The organism is Roseovarius sp. D22-M7 (assembly GCF_037083785.1).
In the GTDB taxonomy this organism is placed as follows: Bacteria; Pseudomonadota; Alphaproteobacteria; order Rhodobacterales; family Rhodobacteraceae; genus Roseovarius.
The window spans coordinates 14,416-32,462 of the sequence record NZ_JBAPKY010000021.1; the positions used below are offsets into that span (position 1 = coordinate 14,416).

Annotated in this window: 13 protein-coding genes and 1 pseudogene; 9 read left to right on the top strand and 5 right to left on the bottom strand. The window is 68.8% G+C overall.

Annotation, left to right across the window (positions count from 1 at the left end):
* Window positions 1–57: 57 nt before the first annotated feature.
* Window positions 58–510 carry a PTS sugar transporter subunit IIA gene (locus tag V8324_RS11140; RefSeq protein ID WP_336420004.1) on the top strand — a complete coding sequence of 151 codons (453 nt, stop codon included), beginning with the start codon at window positions 58–60 and terminating at the stop codon, window positions 508–510.
* 16 nt (window positions 511–526) lie between these two features.
* Here V8324_RS11140 and V8324_RS11145 read toward each other — a convergent pair whose 3' ends face one another.
* The 5 genes and pseudogenes from V8324_RS11145 to V8324_RS11165 form a co-directional block, all read right to left on the bottom strand.
* Window positions 527–1,954: a sulfotransferase family 2 domain-containing protein gene (locus V8324_RS11145; RefSeq protein WP_336420005.1), complete on the bottom strand. Its 1,428-nt coding sequence runs from the start codon at window positions 1,952–1,954 to the stop codon at window positions 527–529.
* Between the two features lie 3 nt (window positions 1,955–1,957).
* Complete coding sequence (locus tag V8324_RS11150; protein WP_336420006.1) at window positions 1,958–3,664, bottom strand: DUF5927 domain-containing protein; 1,707 nt, start codon at window positions 3,662–3,664, stop codon at window positions 1,958–1,960.
* Between the two features lie 16 nt (window positions 3,665–3,680).
* Window positions 3,681–4,671, bottom strand: a pseudogene (locus V8324_RS11155) (glycosyltransferase family 2 protein).
* A gap of 134 nt (window positions 4,672–4,805) precedes the next feature.
* Window positions 4,806–5,357: an ActR/PrrA/RegA family redox response regulator transcription factor gene (locus V8324_RS11160; RefSeq protein WP_336420007.1), complete on the bottom strand. Its 552-nt coding sequence runs from the start codon at window positions 5,355–5,357 to the stop codon at window positions 4,806–4,808.
* Window positions 5,358–5,424: 67 nt separating this feature from the next.
* Window positions 5,425–6,048, bottom strand: a complete 624-nt coding sequence (locus tag V8324_RS11165) for an SCO family protein (RefSeq protein ID WP_336420008.1) — start codon at window positions 6,046–6,048, stop codon at window positions 5,425–5,427.
* Between the two features lie 89 nt (window positions 6,049–6,137).
* Between V8324_RS11165 and regB the strand changes: the two genes are divergently transcribed.
* From regB to trxA, 8 genes are all read left to right on the top strand, one after another.
* Window positions 6,138–7,499 carry a sensor histidine kinase RegB gene (regB, locus tag V8324_RS11170; RefSeq protein WP_336420009.1) on the top strand — a complete coding sequence of 454 codons (1,362 nt, stop codon included), beginning with the start codon at window positions 6,138–6,140 and terminating at the stop codon, window positions 7,497–7,499.
* Between the two features lie 96 nt (window positions 7,500–7,595).
* Complete coding sequence (locus V8324_RS11175) at window positions 7,596–9,113, top strand: PAS-domain containing protein (RefSeq protein WP_442970516.1); 1,518 nt, start codon at window positions 7,596–7,598, stop codon at window positions 9,111–9,113.
* A 41-nt stretch (window positions 9,114–9,154) separates the two neighbouring features.
* Complete coding sequence (tsaE, locus tag V8324_RS11180) at window positions 9,155–9,625, top strand: tRNA (adenosine(37)-N6)-threonylcarbamoyltransferase complex ATPase subunit type 1 TsaE (protein ID WP_336420010.1); 471 nt, start codon at window positions 9,155–9,157, stop codon at window positions 9,623–9,625.
* Window positions 9,618–10,628: an aminoglycoside phosphotransferase family protein gene (locus V8324_RS11185; RefSeq protein ID WP_336420011.1), complete on the top strand. Its 1,011-nt coding sequence runs from the start codon at window positions 9,618–9,620 to the stop codon at window positions 10,626–10,628. The genes tsaE and V8324_RS11185 overlap by 8 nt, the downstream gene beginning before the upstream one ends.
* Window positions 10,616–11,302, top strand: a complete 687-nt coding sequence (locus V8324_RS11190; protein WP_336420012.1) for a nucleotidyltransferase family protein — start codon at window positions 10,616–10,618, stop codon at window positions 11,300–11,302. Before V8324_RS11185 ends, V8324_RS11190 begins: the two co-directional genes overlap by 13 nt.
* Window positions 11,295–14,234, top strand: coding sequence for a double-strand break repair protein AddB (addB, locus tag V8324_RS11195; RefSeq protein ID WP_336420013.1), 2,940 nt, complete (start codon window positions 11,295–11,297; stop codon window positions 14,232–14,234). Before V8324_RS11190 ends, addB begins: the two co-directional genes overlap by 8 nt.
* Entirely contained in the window at window positions 14,231–17,602 is a 3,372-nt protein-coding gene (gene addA, locus V8324_RS11200; protein ID WP_336420014.1) for a double-strand break repair helicase AddA, read from the top strand. Before addB ends, addA begins: the two co-directional genes overlap by 4 nt.
* 57 nt (window positions 17,603–17,659) lie before the next feature.
* Window positions 17,660–17,980, top strand: coding sequence for a thioredoxin (gene trxA, locus V8324_RS11205; RefSeq protein ID WP_336420015.1), 321 nt, complete (start codon window positions 17,660–17,662; stop codon window positions 17,978–17,980).
* Window positions 17,981–18,047: the final 67 nt, after the last annotated feature.

Here is an 18,047-nt window from a genome sequence, read left to right on the forward strand (position 1 = left end):
ACATTCTGACAGGCGGGCATCCCGTCTGCTCTGGTTGCGCGAGAATTGGATCGACCCATGATGCTGAAGCCCGAGGCGGTGCGCGTGATTGCGGGCACCTCCAGCAAGAAACGTCTGATGCAGGAGCTTGGGATGATCGCCGAGGCCGCCTACGGCGTCTCGCGCAGAGAGGCCGTCGAGGCGCTGCTCGAGCGCGAAGCGCTCGGTCCCACCGGCGTGGGCCACGGCGTGGCCCTGCCGCATGCGCGCCTCAAGGGACTCGACCAGGTGGTGGGCGCGCTGACATTGCTGGAAAAACCGATCGATTTCGACGCGGTCGACCGCCAGCCGGTTGACCTCGCCTTCGCACTTTTTGCGCCGATCGATGCGGGGGCAGCGCATCTCAAGGCGCTGGCGCTGGTCTCGCGCACGCTGCGCGACCCGTCGCTTTGCGCCAAGATGCGGGCCAACCGCGACCCCGCGACCCTGCACACCATCGTCACCGAGGCGAAGGCGGCGCAGGCCGCCTGAGCCCCCGGGGCCGCTCTCAGGCCCAGTCGCCGAACCCGAACATCCGGTAATCGCGCCGATAGGCCGCGCGCGCATGGCGCTCGATCTCGGCATCGTAGATATCCGCCAGCGCGAAAGGATGGCCGGGCTGCGCCGCCGCAACCACGGGCGGCGCGGCACGGCCCACCTGCCGCGCCAGCGACGGCAGCGCTTCGGGCAAATCCGTCTCGCGCAGGATCAGGTCGGGCGCGCCGAACTGCGCCATGCCCTCCACCGCGGCGGCTTGGCTGCACCAATGCGCATCGACGCGGATCGCGGTCTGCCCCGAAAGATTGGCCTTTAGAAACCGCAGGAACCCCAGGAAAGCCGCGCGGTGCGCCGCCGCGTCGTAGCCCGCGTCCGGCAGGCTGCCGGGCAGTGGCAGCTTGTGGAAATTGCGCAAGGTGCGGCGGATGTCGCGGTAGCATCCCGGGCCCTTCACGAGGATCTTGTCGCAGAACGCCGCATGCGCGCGCGCCACCGGGTGGCGCAGCACGGTGAACCGGCGGTGCCCGCGGCTGTGCGCCAGCCAGTCGCGCAGCGCTTTTCGGTCCAGTCGCGTGCGCAGCGCGTCCTCGGGCACACCGTCAAGGGCCGCCAGCCATGCGCGCAGCGCGTCCTCCGGCCCCGACCGGATCGGCATGTAGAGAAGCGGCACGTGCGCGGCGGCCACGAATCCCGGCACCGCGGCGCCGCGGCGCGGCTCGAAATCCGGGCTGCGCGTCAGATCATAGGGATCGCACCGCGCCAGCGCCAGCGCCATCTCGTCGAAATTCGCGACCTTGGTCTCCAGCGGGTCCGGGTTCTGCACCTTCAGCGACGCGTCCAGCGCGTCCAGCCGCGACCCGCAGCCCAGGTGGCGCGCCAGCCCGTTGATCACCTCGAGGCATTGCAGATCCTCGTAAGCCAGCTGGAACGCCGTCTGCCCGCTGGTCTGAAGCCGGTGACGCAAGGTGGCCTGAAAGCCTTTCAGGCGCGCAACATGGGCCTCGAATTCCGCCGCATCAAAGGTGATCGCCGTCTCGCGGCGGCGCTTCACGTTGGTCAGTTTCCACTGCCCGGTGGCCTGCGCGATCTTCTTCGACACGTAGCTGTCGAGCGGATTGCGCGTCAGCACGATCTTGGCGCAGCGCGGATCGTCGAGCACGGCGTTCAGCACCCTCGGGTCGTGATCGTGAAAGAACCGGAACCCGCAGATCCCCGGCCCGTGATGCCTGATCGCCGCAAGCAGGCGTGCGGGGTCGGCGTCACGTTCAGGCAGCGTCAGGCCCAGAAGCTCGCTCCGGTTGGGATAGCCGATGAAATGCGGGTTGAACGCCTCGCCGTGGCAGGTGATCCCCTCGAGCGCGTTGAGGTTGCTTTCGAGGAAGTTCGACCCGGTGCGCATCTCGGCGAAGATAACGAAACAGTCGAACCCGCCCGCCATGCGCTAGGACCGCACCAGGTAGGGTCTGGGGGTGTCGCGCAGCGCCGCCTTGGGGCCGTCCCCGACCGGGAAATCGCCCATCAGATGCGGATGCATGCCCTCGTTGCGCAGGTTCTGCAGGAACTGCCCGAAGCCCGCCAGATCGGCCATGCGCGGCGCCTCGACCAGCGCATGCGGATCGTCGCGCCCGATCTCGCCCAGGATGGTCTGCAGCGGCTCGACCGGGGCCTCGATGAAATCCGCCATGGTCCAGATGCGCACGCGGGCCTTGGTCCAGGGCGACCGCAGCACCTCCAGATGCCGGCTCTCTATGCGTTGCAGCCGCGCGGCCTCGCGCCGGATGTCGCCGAAATCGGCGTTCGACGTGAAAAGCGGCACCGCCCAGGCCCCCGAGACGACCGAGACCTGCGCGTTGGGATCCTTGGCGATCTCCCACTCGATCTCGTCGATATGGTCGCGCGGCCCCATCTGGAAGCCCTGCCGCGTGCCGCGGGTGTTCCAGATCAGGTTGGCCAGGAAGGCCCGCTTGTCGTAGTCGCGCAAGGCGGCGCTGTCGGAAATCGCGCCGCTGGTCACCGGGCGCCGGTCGGTGAACTCGGCCCGGTCTGGCGCGAAGAGATGGCCATGCACCTGCATTCCCGTCATCCGCGCCAGCCACGCCTCGAAATCCTCGAAGAGGTCGCCGAACCCCTCGAAGACCGAATAGGGGGCCGCGGTCGGCGCGCCGCCGCGCCCCGCGACCGGAAAGCGGCTTTGCATGTAAAGCCCGGGACGGCCGTGGCGGCGGCGCTCGACCGCCTTGGCGAAGATCCGGTCGATCTTGCCGGGATCGGGTTCGGTGCGCGTCATCGCGCCGGCCCGGTCGGTCAGGAACGCATCGTAAAGCTTGTCGGCGAAGGGCCAGATCTTGCGCGCCACGAAACAGTCCGACCGGCGCAGCAATTGCAGGTGATCGTCGTAGAAAAGGTGCGGCTTGCCCTGGTAGTCGAATTTCGACAGCGTCAGCGAGCGGCTTTCGATACGGCGCGCATGGCGCCGCGCCAGCGTCTGGAAATAGCTTTCATCGGGGATCCAGACACGCCGGAAATAGCGCTCATGCGCGCGCCTGTCGGGCGCGTCGAGGATCGCCGAGAGCGTCGCCCGGGTCAGGCACCACCATTGGCTGCCCATGTGCGGCACGATGCCCTCGGGCAGCCGCCGCCGCACGCGCAGGCGGCGTTGCAGCGCCACGTATGTGTCGAACAGCCACCGGTGCCGGCGCCACGCGAACGGGAAGCGCAGTGTGAAACGCTCAAGATCGAGGCCGCCGATGGTCCACGGCACGTCGGCTGTCGTGGCGCTTTCGATGAAATCGGTCTGCGGGCGGGCGTCGAGATACGCGACCAGTTCAAGCACCGGGCGCAGCGGCAGGCACGACCCCGAGGCGAGATAGACGTGCCGCACGCCGGCAAACTCGCGCAGCAGGATCGCGCAAGCGCCCTGCGTGGCGGCGACGATGCCCCATGTCCCCCATTCGCAGCGATGCCGCGGGGCAAAGCGCAGGTCAGGCAGATCCGCCAGCGCCGCCTTGAAGGCGTCATGCGCCGCGCGCGGCACCGCGCGGTCGACATGGATCACCACCGGACAGCCCGCGGCGGCCCAGTGCCGCGCCACCTGTTCGGCCCGCCCGAAGGCGGTATGCACCAGCATCACGATGCCCAATGTGCTCATCCGTCCCGTGCCCCGATCATGCCCAGTTGCCCTTCGACATCAGCCCGAGGATCTCGAGCTGTCGCCAGTTCATGTATCTTTCCGACCATTTGCACCACAGGTCGGGGCTTCGCTCGCGCGCAAGGCCGGCATAGGCGCGGTATTCGACGCTGCCCGCGTAATGCTCGCCGCGGGTCAGTTCTTCGGCGGCCTTTGCCGTGAACGTGTCGAGGAACTTGGCGTGCAGCAGGATGCCGCTGGTCTTCTCGCCCCCCCCACGCGTCATGCGTCAGGTTCAGCCCGCGCGGCAGCAGCATGTGGGTCGAGCTGTCATAGGCATAGCGCCGGTGCCATTTCACCAGCGGCGTCTTGTTGAGCGCCGGCGCCCGTTTCGGCGCGTCGGGAAAGAACATGCGGGCGCGCGGTCCGCCCTGGATCCAGAGGTTGCCGTAAAGCGGGTTCTTCTCGATCATGTAATTGCCCGGATCGAACCATGCGGCGATCTCCAGCGGGTCCTGGCCGGCGCGGTAGGGTACCGCGTCGATCGGCCCCTTGGGATACATGTCCAGAAGCATTGCCCCGAAGGACCTGACCCGGCTGGTATCCAGCCAGTCGGTCAGCGCCCGTATGGGGCGCGTGTCGCAGAACGGATAGACGAAGAACTCGTCGGCATCCACGACCAGCGTCCAGTGGCCGTGCCCGTAGCGACCCTGCAGCCAGTTGAGCCAGTCGATGCCGAAGCGCGCGCGCCTGTAGCTGGCCCGCGTCGACCACAGCGAGACGTCGGGCTGGGATGCGAGGAATTCCGCGCTGCCATCGCCGCTGTCATTGTCGACGATCAGGAAATGCGCGATCCCGAGCTCGCGGTAGTAGTGCAGGAACCACGGCAGGCGTACCTGCTCGTCGCGCAGCGTCGCGAAAAGCAGCACGTCACCCGGTCGGATCAGGTCCGTGCGGTCGGCGATGGCGCGCAACGAGACCTGTTTGCGAAAGGCGCGGATGCGAGCCCGTTTGCGCCGCCACCGCATTCGGTATGATTGCCACGCCCCCAATGAATTCAACCCCTGTTCGTTCTTGCCGGCCTCTTACACAATATCCGGGGTAGGTTAACAAGCACTTTGCGCGCACCGACCGGGGGATCAGCGGCGCAGGCGGGCGGCGGTCAATTCGGCGAGCGCTTGGCGAGGATGCGTTGCAGCGTGCGGCGGTGCATGTTCAGCCTGCGGGCGGTTTCGCTGACATTGCGGTCGCACAACTCGTAGACCCGCTGGATGTGTTCCCAGCGGACGCGATCCGCGCTCATCGGGTTGTCGGGCGGCGGCGGCAGATCGGCGCCGTTCGCCAGCAGCGCGTTGATGATGTCGTTGGCATCCGCCGGTTTCGACAGGTAATCCGTAGCCCCGATCTTGACTGCCGCCACCGCCGTGGCGATGGCGCCGTAGCCGGTCAGCACGACGATACGGCTGTCGGGGCGCCTCTCGCGGATGACTTCCACCACGTCTAGGCCGTTGCCATCCTCGAGCCGCAGGTCGCAGACCGCGTAGGCGGGCGCGCGGGCTGTCGCGCTGGCGCGGCCGCCGGCGACGGAATCGGCGGTTTCGACTTCGAACCCGCGCTTCTCCATGGCCTTGGCCAGACGCTTGAGGAACGACTCGTCGTCATCGACCAGCAGAAGGGTCCGGTCCTCACCGATATCGAGCATGTCCTCGGGCATCCGCAGTCCTCCTGTTTATCGCGGTTGACGGTGAATTAGCGCATCCCCGGGGCCCGTCAAAGCGAAGTCAGGCGGCGTCCACGAAACATTGCACGCGGTCGGCCATTTGCTCGGCGCTCACGTCGCGGCGGAAGAACTCCACGAACCCGTGCCCGGGCAGCGCGAGGTAGGTCATGGTCGAGTGATCGACGAGGTAATACTCCTCGTCGCCCTCGGATTTCTGCGCCTGGTAATAGGTGCGGTACGCCTTTGACGCGGCGCGCACCTGCTCGGGGCTGCCGGTCAGCCCGACCATCCTTGGATGCAGGTAGTCGGTGAATTCGGCCAGCACCTCGGGCGTGTCGCGTTCCGGGTCGACCGAGATGAAGACCGGCTTCACGATCTCGCCGCGGTCTTCCAGGATATCGACGGCCTCGGCGTTCCGCGCCGCATCGAGCGGGCAGACATCCGGACAGAACGTGTAGCCGAAATAGATCAGCGTCGGCTTGTCGATGACATCCTTCTCGGTCACCGTCTCGCCGGTTTCGCTGACCAGCTCGAACGGCCCGCCGATCGCGGCACTGCCACCGGCGACGTTCGACGTCCGGCACTCGACGAAGCGATCCTCGGCCTCGCCACCGGTCATGACATAGGCCACGGCGCCCCCTCCGATCACGAGCACGGCGGCGAGAAGGGCGGTCAGGCGGGTCATGGCGAGATCCTTGAGTTTTGCAAAAACGGGTTCATGTTATGTCCAACCTAGCATACCGGACTTGGCCCGCAATGGACATGCACGCAGATATGACCGACCCCGATCGCGGTCTCTACAGGATGCGCGTGCGGGGCAACTGGATCCGCCTGCGGACCCTCGTATTGCTGCGTTGGTGGGCGATCATCGGGCAGGCGAGCGCGCTCATGGTGGCCGACAGGGTCTACGGTCTCGACCTGGAAATGGGTCTGTGTTTCCTGGTGATCGGCGTTTCGGTGACCTCGAACATCGCGGCCGGTTTCATCTTCGCCGAAAACAAGCGCCTGTCGGAACAGGACACGTTTCTTGTCGTGCTGTTCGACATGCTGCAACTGGGGCTGCTGCTCTATCTAACCGGGGGGCTCAACAACCCGTTCTCGATCCTAATCGTGGGGCCGGTGACGGTCTCGGCCTCGGCGCTGTCCGGGCGGTCCACGGCATTCCTCGGGGTGATGGCGATCGTCATGGTGACGCTGATGATGCAGTTCTACCTGCCGCTGCGCACCGAGGATGGCCGCGTTCTGCAGGTGCCGGACGTGTTCCGCTTCGGCACCTGGGTGGCGATCGTCATCGCGGTCAGCTTCCTCGGCGTCTACGCGCGCTGGATCGTCCAGGAGATGCGCGCGATGTCCGACGCCCTGCAGGCGACACAGATGGCGCTGGCCCGCGAGCAGAAGCTGACCGATCTGGGCGGCGTGGTGGCGGCGGCGGCGCACGAGCTGGGCTCGCCGCTGGCCACCATAAAGCTGACCAGCGCGGAATTGGCCGAGGATCTCGACGATCGCCCCGACCTGCGCGACGACGCGCTGCTGATCCGCGAACAGGCGGACCGGTGCCGCGATATCCTGAACTCGATGGGGCGGGCGGGCAAGGACGACCTGCACCTGCGCCGTACGCCGCTCGACGCGCTGTTGCACGAGGCCGCGGAGCCGCATGTGGATCGCGGCAAGCACATCCGGTTCGAGCATGCCGATGGCGGCGCGGACAGCGGCGCGCACCCCACCGTGCTGCGCCGCCCCGAGATCATTCACGGGCTGCGCAACCTCATCCAGAACGCGGTCGATTTCGCGTGCGAGACCGTCTGGATCGAAAGCCGCTGGACCGAACGCGCGATCATCCTGCGGATCATGGATGACGGGCACGGGTTCCCGTCGGACATGCTGGGCCGGATCGGCGATCCGTTCATCCGGCGGCGCGCACCCGCCGCGGACCCGAGACGCCCCGATTACGAGGGGATGGGGCTTGGCCTCTTCATCGCCAAGGCGCTGCTCGAGCGGTCCGGCGCCGACCTGACCTTCGCCAACGGCGCCGACAGCGTTCGCACCGGCGCGGTGGTCGAGGTAGTCTGGCCGCGCTCCGCGCTCGAGGTGCAGGGCGGCCCGGCGCTTGGCGAGAACCAGCCGTTTCGTGGCTGATCCGGCACGCCGTTTTTCGTTAAGCCCGTGTTAATCAGTTTGCCTCACCGTGGAGCGGGACTGCATCGGTGAGGTGGCTCCGTGCCGGACATGACGTTGACGGAATTCACGATACTGGCGGGGGTGGCGTTGCTGCTCTCGGTGGCGGTGATCTGGATCCTCGGCGTGCTGCCAGCGGGGCGCAATACCGCGCCGACGGTCGCGCGCCCCGGGGACTGTCATTTCCTCTTTCGCGGCGCGCGGCTTGTCGATCACGACGCGGGCGATGTTTTCGCCGCTGATGCGGGCGATCCTGCGGCGACGGACTGGGACCGCGTGCGCGACTGGCTCGGTTTCCGCTTTGCCGACCTGCCCCCATCGCCCGGGGATATCGCGCCGGGCGAGACGCGGGATTTCGCCAGCCATCTGCCGGATGACGCCGCGCGGCTCGAGGCGCATGCGACCCATGCCACGCTGCGGCTGCGTCTCTGCGAGGACACGCCGCCCTCGGCGGCCCGTCTCAACAAGATCCGGCGCGCCGGTCACACGGCCGACGCGACGCTTCGGGCGGTGCACCGGGCCCCTTACCCCGTCTGGATCAAGGATGCGGCCGGGCACATGCTCTGGCAGAACGCCGCTGCGCTGGCGCTGCCCGACGCCGACAAGGCGCGGCTGACCGCCAATCTGACGCCGCCCGATCCGGGCGAGACGGCGACCGGCCGCGTCGCGGTGCCTGTCTGCGGAGACACCGAGGCGGCGACGTGGTTCGACGTGACCGTCAAGCGCATGGGCGGGCGCACGGGCGACGGGCAGGTGATCTTTGCCAACGACATCTCGGCGCTTGTCGCTGCGGAGAATGCGCAGCGCAGCTTCGTCAACACCCTGGGCAAGACCTTCGCCGATCTGCCCACCGGGCTCGCGGTCTTCGACCGCGCCAAGACGCTCGCGATCTTCAACCCCGCGCTGATCGACCTCACGGGATTGCCGGTCGAATTCCTCAGTGCACGCCCCGAGATCGTGACCTTCTTCGACATGCTGCGTGACCGGCAGGTGATGCCGGAACCCAAGAACTATGCAAGCTGGCGCGGCCAGATCAACGAGATGGTCAGCGCCGCGCATGGCGGTCATTACCGAGAGATGTGGAGCCTTGCGAACGGCCGCAGCTATCGCGTGACCGGGCGCCCGCATCCCGACGGGGCGGTCGCGTTCCTTTTCGAGGACATCTCGTCGGAAATCTCCGAGACGCGCACCCATCGCGGCGAGATGGCGCTGCGCGACGCGCTTCTCGACACGCTCGATGCCGCGATCGCGGTGCTGTCGCAGGACCGCGGCCTGATCCTCTGCAACCGCGCGTTCCGGGATCTTCTGGGTGTGGATGCGGACGCGCCGTTGACCGAGATCTCTTTGGCGGATGTGACACAGGCATGCGGTGCGCGCTTTCCCGATCCCGCGCTCTGGTCGGACATCGCGCACCGGATCGCCTCGAACGCGCTGCGCGAGCCGATCGCCGACAGCATCGCGCCGGATGGCGCGGGGACGGGGCTCGATCTGCGGCTCGCGCCGCTGGGGCAGGGGCGCGCGATGCTGTCACTGCACCCGCACGAGACCGGGGCTCGACACCTCAAGACCGGCTGATCCCGGGTTGCGGGCCGGCGCGGCACGTGTAGTGTCTGGCCATGCCCGAACGCGTCCGCATCCTCGATCACCCCGACCGCACCTGCGCCTTCGCGCAGAGGCTCGCACCGCGTCTCGTGGCGGGTGATGTGCTGTTGCTGGGCGGTGGCGTGGGGGCGGGCAAGACGCATTTCGCGCGATGCCTGATCCGCGCGCAGCTCCCCGTGCCCGAGGATGTGCCCTCGCCCACCTATACGCTGGTACAAAGCTACCCCTGGCCCGAGTGCGAGATCTGGCACGCGGATCTCTACCGTCTGGGCGACCCCGCCGAGGTGATTGAACTGGGCCTTAGCGAGGCGTTCGAGACCGCGATCTGCCTTGTGGAATGGCCCGACCGGCTGGGCGACCTGGCGCCCGAAAAGGCGCTGTCGCTGGACCTTGCGCCCGGATCCGCGTACGAGACGCGCCACCTGACGCTGTCATGGTCGGATCCGCGCTGGACCGACCGGCTCGGGGGGCTTTGCGATGACTGATCGCGCACAGGCGATCGCCGGGTTCATCGCGGCCAATGGCTGGCAGGCGGCCACGACGCGGCCGCTGGCCGGCGACGCGTCGAACCGGCGCTACCTGCGCCTGCGGATGCCGGACGGCGCGCGGGCCGTCCTGATGGACGCGCCCGCCGACCGGGGCGAGGATGTCGCGCCCTTCGCCCGGATCGCGCGGCACCTGTCGGGGCTTGGCCTCAGCGCCCCGCGCATCCTCGCCGCCGACACCGCGCAGGGGTTCCTGCTGCTCGAGGACCTGGGTGACGCCCTGTTCGCGCGGGTGCTCGAGGCCGAGCCCGGCAAGGAAACGCCGCTTTACGAGGCGGCGACCGATGTACTGGTCGAGCTGCATCGCCATCCGCCCCCGGCCGGTCTGGACCCGTATTCGCCGCGCGTCATGGCCGACATGGCAGCCCTCGCCTTCGACTGGTATCTCGGTGGCGGCCCCGTGGCCGACAGCCCCGCCCGCGTCGCGTTCCATTCCGCGATGCACTCGCTGCTGGAGCGGCACGCGCCGCAAGCGGACGTGCTCATCCAGCGCGACTATCACGCCGAGAACCTGCTGTGGCTGCCCGACCGCGCCGGCGTGGCGCGCGTCGGGTTGCTGGATTTCCAGGACGCCATGCGCGGCCACCCCGCCTATGACCTCGTGTCGGTCCTGCAGGATGCGCGCCGCGACGTGCCACCCGCCATCGAGAGCGCGATGATCGACCGCTACGTGGCCGCAGCCGGTGTTGACGCGAAAGCCTTCATCACCGCCTATCACTGCCTCGGCGCGCAGAGGAACCTGCGCATCCTCGGGGTCTTCGCGCGCCTCTGCCTGCGCGATGGCAAGGCGCATTACGTCGATCTCATCCCGCGGGTCTGGGACCTGTTGCAGCGCGATCTCGCGCATCCGGCGTTGCAACGCATCGCCGCGATGGTCGCGGAAAGCCTGCCTGCGCCCGAGGCTCGCGTGTTGCAAGGGCTGAAAGAACGATGCACGACGTGACCTACCCGGTGATGCTGTTCGCGGCGGGGTTCGGCACGCGCATGGGGGCGTTGACCGCCAACCGCCCCAAGCCGCTGATCGAGGTCGCGGGCCGTGCGCTGATCGATCACGCGCTGGATCTAGTTGCAGCGTACGACCCGCCGCGCACGGTGGTCAACCTGCATTACCTGCCCGACCAGATCACCGCGCATCTGGCCGGGCGCGGCATCGCGTTCTCGCACGAGACGCCCGAAATCCTCGAGACCGGCGGCGGCCTGCGCGCCGCGCTTCCGCTTCTGGGAGCGGGGCCGGTCTTCACCATGAACACCGATGCCGTCTGGCGCGGGCCGAACCCGCTATGCCTGCTCTCGGGCGCGTGGCGGCCCGACGAGATGGACGCGCTGCTTCTCTGCATCCCCGCGGATCGCGCGGTGGGCCATTCGGGCGCCGGCGATTTCCGCATCGCCGCCGACGGGCGCGCGGCGCGCGGGCCGGGTCTGATCTATTCCGGCGTGCAGATCATCAAGCCCGCCCTGTTGCACGAGATCGAGCATCGGTCCTTTTCGATCAACGTCCTGTGGGACCGGATGCTGGCCGCCGGACGGCTGTCGGCCATGGCCTATCCGGGGCAGTGGTGCGATGTCGGGCGCCCCGAGGGGATCCGCGCGGCCGAGGCGATGCTCCGTGATGTTTGAGCCATCGGAGCGTCCGCGCGTCTTCGGCCTGCCGCCCGGTCTGGATTTCCCGCGCGCGCTGGTCGAGGGGCTGCGCGCGCGCCACGCCGGTCAGCCGCCAGAGGCTCTGGCGCGGGTCACCCTGATCGTCAACACCCGCCGGATGGGGCGGCGCATCCGCGATCTCTTCGACGCGGGCCCGCCCTGCCTTCTGCCGCGGATCAGCCTTGTCACCGATCTGGGCGAGATGTGGGATCTCGCGCATATCCCCGACCCGGTGCCGCGCCTGCGCCGGCGGCTGGAACTGGTGCAGCTGATCTCTCGGCTGCTCGACAGCCAGCCCGATCTGGCGCCGCGCAGCGCGATCTATCACCTAGCCGACAGCCTTGCCGGGCTGATGGACGAGATGCATGGCGAGGGGGTCGCGCCGCAGGTGATCGAGAATCTGGACGTGACCGACCAATCCGGTCACTGGGCGCGAATCAAGTCATTCCTCGGCATCGTGCGGCATTATTTCGAGGCCGATCCCGAAGCCCCGGATGTCGAGACGCGGCAGCGGCTGGTGATCGAGCGGCTGACGGGGCTCTGGGCCGAGGCGGCGCCGCAGGCCCCGATCATCGTCGCCGGATCGACGGGGTCGCGCGGGGCCACGCAGGTGCTGATGCAGGCGGTGGCGCGGCTGCCGCAGGGCGCGGTGGTCCTGCCGGGCTTCGATTTCGACGCGCCGGGCCATGTCTGGGATGCGCTCGGCGACCCGATGGTGTCCGAGGACCATCCGCAATACCGCTTCGTGCGCTTTGCCGAAGGGGCCGGTATTTCCGCGCGCGACGTACAGCCGTGGTCCGATGATCCCCCGCCAAGTCCGGCGCGCAACGCGCTGATCTCATTGGCCTTGCGGCCCGCCCCGGTCACCGACCAGTGGCTGCGCGACGGCCCTGCCTTGCGGCGGATCGGCGAGGCCATGGCGGATGTCACGCTGATCGAGGCGCACTCGACCCGGGCCGAGGCGCTGGCCATCGCCATGCGCCTGCGGGCTGCCGCCGAGGACGGGCAGACGGCGGCGCTGATCACGCCCGACCGCACGCTCAGCCGGCAGGTGACCGCCGCGCTCGACCGCTGGCACATCCTGCCCGATGACAGCGCCGGCCAGCCGCTGCACCTGTCGCCGCCGGGGCGGTTCCTGCGCCATGTCGCCGATCTCTTCCGCCAGCCGCTGAGCGCCGAGGCGCTTCTCACTCTGCTGAAACACCCGCTGACCCATCAGGGCGCGGCGCGCGGCGATCACCTGCGCCTGACGCGGGACCTGGAACTCGATCTGCGACGCTACGGCCCGCCCTATCCCACAGCCGAAAGCCTGCGCGCCTGGGCCTGGAAAAAGCGCGCCGGGTCCATGCTCGAGGAGTGGGTGGATTGGCTTTGCGAGTGTTTCACCGATCAGGCGCGGCCCGATGATCTTGCGCTCGACACCCGTGTTGCGGATCACCTTGCGCTGGCTGAACGCATTGCGCAGGGTTGTCGCGGCGCGGGCGCGGGCACGCTGTGGCAGAAGGAGGCCGGGCAGGACGCGCGCAAGGCGCTCGACGCCTTGCAGGCCGAGGCCGGGGCGGCCGGTTCGCTCAACGCGGCCGATTACGCCAGCCTGTTTCACAGCATCCTTGCCGCCGAGGAGGTCCGCACCCCGACCGAGCCGCATCCGAATATCCTGATCTGGGGCACGCTCGAGGCGCGGGTGCAGGGCGCCGATCTGCTGATCCTCGCCGGTCTCAACGAGGGCAGCTGGCCCGAGGCGCCTGCGCCGGACCCGTGGCTGAACCGGTCCCTGCGCCACCGGGCGGGGCTGCTCTTGCCCGAACGGCGGATCGGCCTCTCGGCGCATGATTTCCAGCAGGCGGTGGCGGCGAAAGAGGTCTGGCTGACACGCTCGGTCCGGTCCGACGATGCCGAAACGGTGGTGTCGCGCTGGCTCAACCGAGTGCAGAACCTGCTGGGCGGGCTGCCCGAGCAAGGGGGCAAGGCGGCGCTTGCCGCGATGCGCGACCGGGGCCGGGTCTGGCTGGACCGGGTGGCGGCGCTGGAGACCCCCGAGGAGGTGCCGCGCGCCCCGCGCCCCGCGCCGGCGCCGCCTGTCAATGCGCGCCCCGATCACCTGAGCGTCACGGAAATAAAGCGGCTGATCCGCGACCCCTATGCGATCTACGCGCGCCACGTGCTGCGGCTGCGCCCGCTCGATCCGTTGATGAAGGTGCCCGACGCATTGCTGCGCGGCACCGTGCTGCACGAGGTGCTCGAACGGTTCGTGAAGGCGTCCTGCGACGATCCCGGACGCGGTACGCGCGCCGCGCTGCTGTTGGAGGCCGCGGAGGTTCTGGACCGGCACGTGCCCTGGGCCGAGGCGCGCGCGTTGTGGCTGGCGCGGCTGGAGCGCGTAGCGGACTGGTTTATCGAGACCGAGGCGGAGCGCCGCCGGATCGCGCAGCCGCGCCATTTCGAGACCCGCGGCCGCGCCGAGATCCCCGAACTGGGCTTCGCGCTGTCGGCCAAGGCCGACCGGCTCGATCTCGACGCGCAGGGAGGGCTTTGCATCTACGACTACAAGACCGGCGCGCCGCCGACGGCGAAGGAACAGAAAAGCTTCGACAAGCAATTGCTGCTCGAGGCGGCGATGGCCGAACGTGGCGCGTTCGAGGGGCTTGGCCCGGTGCGGGTGCGACGCGCGACCTTCATCGGGCTTGGCGGGCCGAAAGAGGTCGACGCGCCGCTGGGTGACGAGCCCCCCGATCGCGTCTGGGCCGAGTTCAAGGAACTGATCGCGGCCTACCAGGCGCCCGAGAAGGGCTACGTCGCGCGCCGCGCGCCGCATAGCGCCGACGAGCGCGGCGATTACGATCAGCTGTCGCGGTTCCGCGAATGGGACATGACCGATCCGCCGGATGAGAGCGGGGTGGGGCGATGACCGCGCGCGATGCCGCCAGTCAGGCGCAGGTCGAGGCCGCGCGCCCGGACCTGTCGACCTGGCTGTCGGCCAATGCCGGGTCGGGCAAGACGCGGGTGCTGACCGACCGTGTGGCGCGGCTGCTACTGGACGGGGTGAACCCGCAGCACATACTGTGCCTGACCTACACAAAGGCCGCCGCCAGCGAGATGCAGAACCGGCTTTTCGACCGTCTCGGGGGGTGGGCGATGCTGGGCGACGCCGCGCTGCGCGATGCCCTGCGCGATCTGGGCCACGAGGGCATGATCAACGCAGGAATACTGCGCCGCGCCCGGCGTCTCTTCGCGCAGGCGATCGAGACGCCCGGCGGCTTGCGCATCCAGACGATTCACTCGTTCTGCGCCGCCCTGCTGCGCCGCTTCCCGCTCGAGGCCGGCGTGACGCCGCAATTTGCGGAGATGGAGGACCGCACCGCGCGCCTTCTGCGGTCCGAGATCGTCGAGGATCTGGCCTCCGGGCCGCAGGCCGGCGCGGTGCATGCGATGGCGCGGCACTATTCCGGCGACAGCTTCGACGCGCTGACGTCCGAGATCGCGCGCCACCGCGCCGCGTTCGCCCAAGGGGTCAGCGATGCCGATCTCGCAACGCTTTTCGGCCAGCCCGAGGGGGCCACGATGGCCGATATCGCGGCGCGCGTGTGTCTCGGCGACGAGGCCGCGCTGCTCGACCGGCTGATCGCGGCGCTGAAGGCCGGATCGTCCAATGACACCAAGGCCGCGGCAAAGCTGGCGGGCCTCGGCGCGCTGGATCAAGGCGCGCTGCCGGTGCTCGAGGATGTCTTCCTGACCGGGGCGAGCGCGAAAGCGCCGTTTTCGGCCAAGATCGGTACGTTTCCCACAAAAGCCACGCGCGAATCCCTGGGCGATGTGATCGACCGGATCGAGCAGTGGATGGCCCGCGTCGAAGAGGCCCGCGCCGCGCGCCTCGCCCTCGCCGCGATGCAGAAGACCCGCGCGCTGCATGATTTCGCGCAGGCCTTTTTGCCCGCTTACGCGCGCGCCAAGCAGCTGCGCGGCTGGCTGGATTTCGACGACCTGATCCTGTCCGCGCGCGATCTGCTGACCGATGGGCGCGTCGCGGCCTGGGTGCTTTACCGCCTCGATGGCGGCATCGACCACATCCTTGTCGACGAGGCGCAGGATACCAGCCCCGTGCAATGGCAGGTGATCGAGCGTCTGGCGCAGGAATTCACGTCCGGGCAGGGCGCGCGCCCCGACACGGCCCGCACGATCTTCGTTGTGGGCGACAAGAAGCAGTCGATCTATTCCTTCCAGGGCGCCGACCCGCGCGAATTCGACCGTATGCAGCGCGACTTCGCCGACCGGCTTGCCGCCACGGGTACGCCGCTGCAATCGCGGGTGCTGGCGTGGTCGTTCCGCTCGTCGCGCGCGATCCTGACCTGTGTCGATTGCTGTTTCGACGACAGCGCGGGTAGCGGCTTTGCGCCCGAGGAACGCCACAAGGCGTTCTTCGAGGCCATGTCCGGCCGGGTCGATCTGTGGCCGGTGGTTGAAAAACCCGACACCGAAGATCCGCCCGCCTGGCATCAGCCCGTCGATATCCGTGGCGCGTCCGATCCGGCGATCCTGCTGGCGCGCCGCGTGGCGGCCGAGATGCGCGCGATGCTCGACCGCGGCGAGATGATCCCCGACAATGACGCGTCGTCGGGATTCCGGCTCGTCACGGCCGGGGATTTCCTGATCCTCGTGCGCCGCCGCTCGGCCCTCTTTCACGAGATCATCCGCGAGTGCAAGGCTCAAGGCCTGCCGATCGCCGGGGCGGACCGGCTCAAGGTCGGTGCCGAACTCGCGGTGCGCGATCTCGGCGCATTGCTGGCGTTCCTGTCGACGCCCGAGGACGATCTGTCGCTGGCCACCGCGCTGAAATCGCCGCTTTTCGGCTGGTCCGAGGCGCAGCTTTACGACCTCGCGCAGGGCCGCGAGGAACGCTACCTGTGGCAGACCCTGCGTAACCGCCGGGCCGGGTTTCCCGCCGAGATGGCGGTGATCGACGATCTTTTCGACCACGTCGACTACCTACGCCCGTTCGAGCTGATCGAACGCATCCTCACGCGCCATGACGGGCGGCGTCATCTGCTGGCCCGGCTGGGGCGCGAGGCCGAGGACGGCATCGACGCGCTTCTGTCCCAGGCGATTGCCTACGAGCAGCGCGCCGTCGACAGCCTGACCGGGTTCCTGGTGTGGATGGAGACCGACGACCTCGAGATCAAGCGCCAGATGGACAGCGCCGGCGACCGCATCCGGGTGATGACGGTGCACGGCGCCAAGGGGTTGGAGGCGCCGGTGGTGATCCTGCCCGAAACCGGCCCATGGCGCGCCGCGCCCACGCCGCAGATCGTGACGGCGGGCGAGGTGCCTCTCTGGACCGGTCCGGCAACGGAGATGCCGGGGGTGATCGGTGATGCCATCGCAGCCGCGCGCGCCGCACAGGAGGCGGAACGCGACCGCCTCCTCTACGTTGCCATGACCCGCGCCGAGACCTGGTTGATCGTCGCAGCACATGGCGATCCGGGCCGGCCGGGCACGACCTGGTACGACAAGATCCGCCGCGGGATGGAAGGCGCGGGCGCCGCGGCGCATGACTTCGCCGACGGGCCCGGCCTGCGCCTGCAACACGGGGACTGGCCCGCGCCCGGAACGCGCGCGGAGGGTGCCGCGCCGACCGCGCCTGAAGCCTCCACCCTCGACCCGATCTTCGCCCAGCCCGCGCCGCCTGCACCCCCGCGCGCCACGACGCTCAGCCCGTCGGAACTGGGCGGTACCAAGGCGCTGCCGGGCGAGGACGGCCTTGACGAGGACGCCGCCAAGCGACGTGGCCGGCAGGTGCACCGCCTGCTGGAATTCCTGCCGCAGGTCCCCGCCGCCGAGTGGCCGGCCACCGCCGCGCGCCTGTTGTCCAATGGTGCCGATGCGGCCACGGGGGCGGAACTGGCGCTGCTGCTGGCCGAGGCGGAAAAGGTGCTGACCAAGCCCAGCCTCGCGCCGCTTTTCGCCGGCGACGCACTGACCGAGGTGTCGATCACCGCGGATCTAGGGGACCAGCGGCTGCATGGCACCATCGACCGGCTGATCGTCGGGCCCGATCACGTGCTGGCGGTGGATTTCAAGACCAACGCCATGGTGCCCGATGTCGTGGCCGACTGCCCCGAGGGCCTCTTGCGGCAGATGGGCGCCTATGCGCACGCGCTCGGCGCCCTTTACCCCGACCGGCGGATCGAGACGGCGCTTCTCTGGACCCGCACCGCGACGCTGATGCGGCTGCCGCACGCTTCCGTGACCGCGGCGCTCGAATCCGCCGGGATCGCTTGACGCGCCGCGCCCGGCTCCATACTTACAATCTGAACCCGAAACGCGAGGAGCACAGACATGGCCACCGTTGCCGTAACCGACGCCACATTCGACGCCGAAGTGAAGAATTCCGATGTCCCCGTCGTGGTGGATTTCTGGGCCGAATGGTGCGGTCCCTGCAAGCAGATCGGCCCGGCCCTCGAGGAACTGGCCAACGAGATGAACGGCCGGATCAAGGTCGCCAAGGTCGATGTCGACAGCAACCCCAACGCCGCCGCCTCGATGGGCGTGCGCGGCATCCCGGCGCTCTTCATCTTCAAGAATGGCGAGGTCGTGTCGAACCGCGCGGGCGCAGCCCCCAAGGCCGCGCTGCAAAGCTGGATCGAAGACAGCATCTGATCCGCGACAGCGATGCACGAGGGGGCTGGCGGATGCGCTCGGCCCCTTTTTTCCTTCCCGGCCCGCA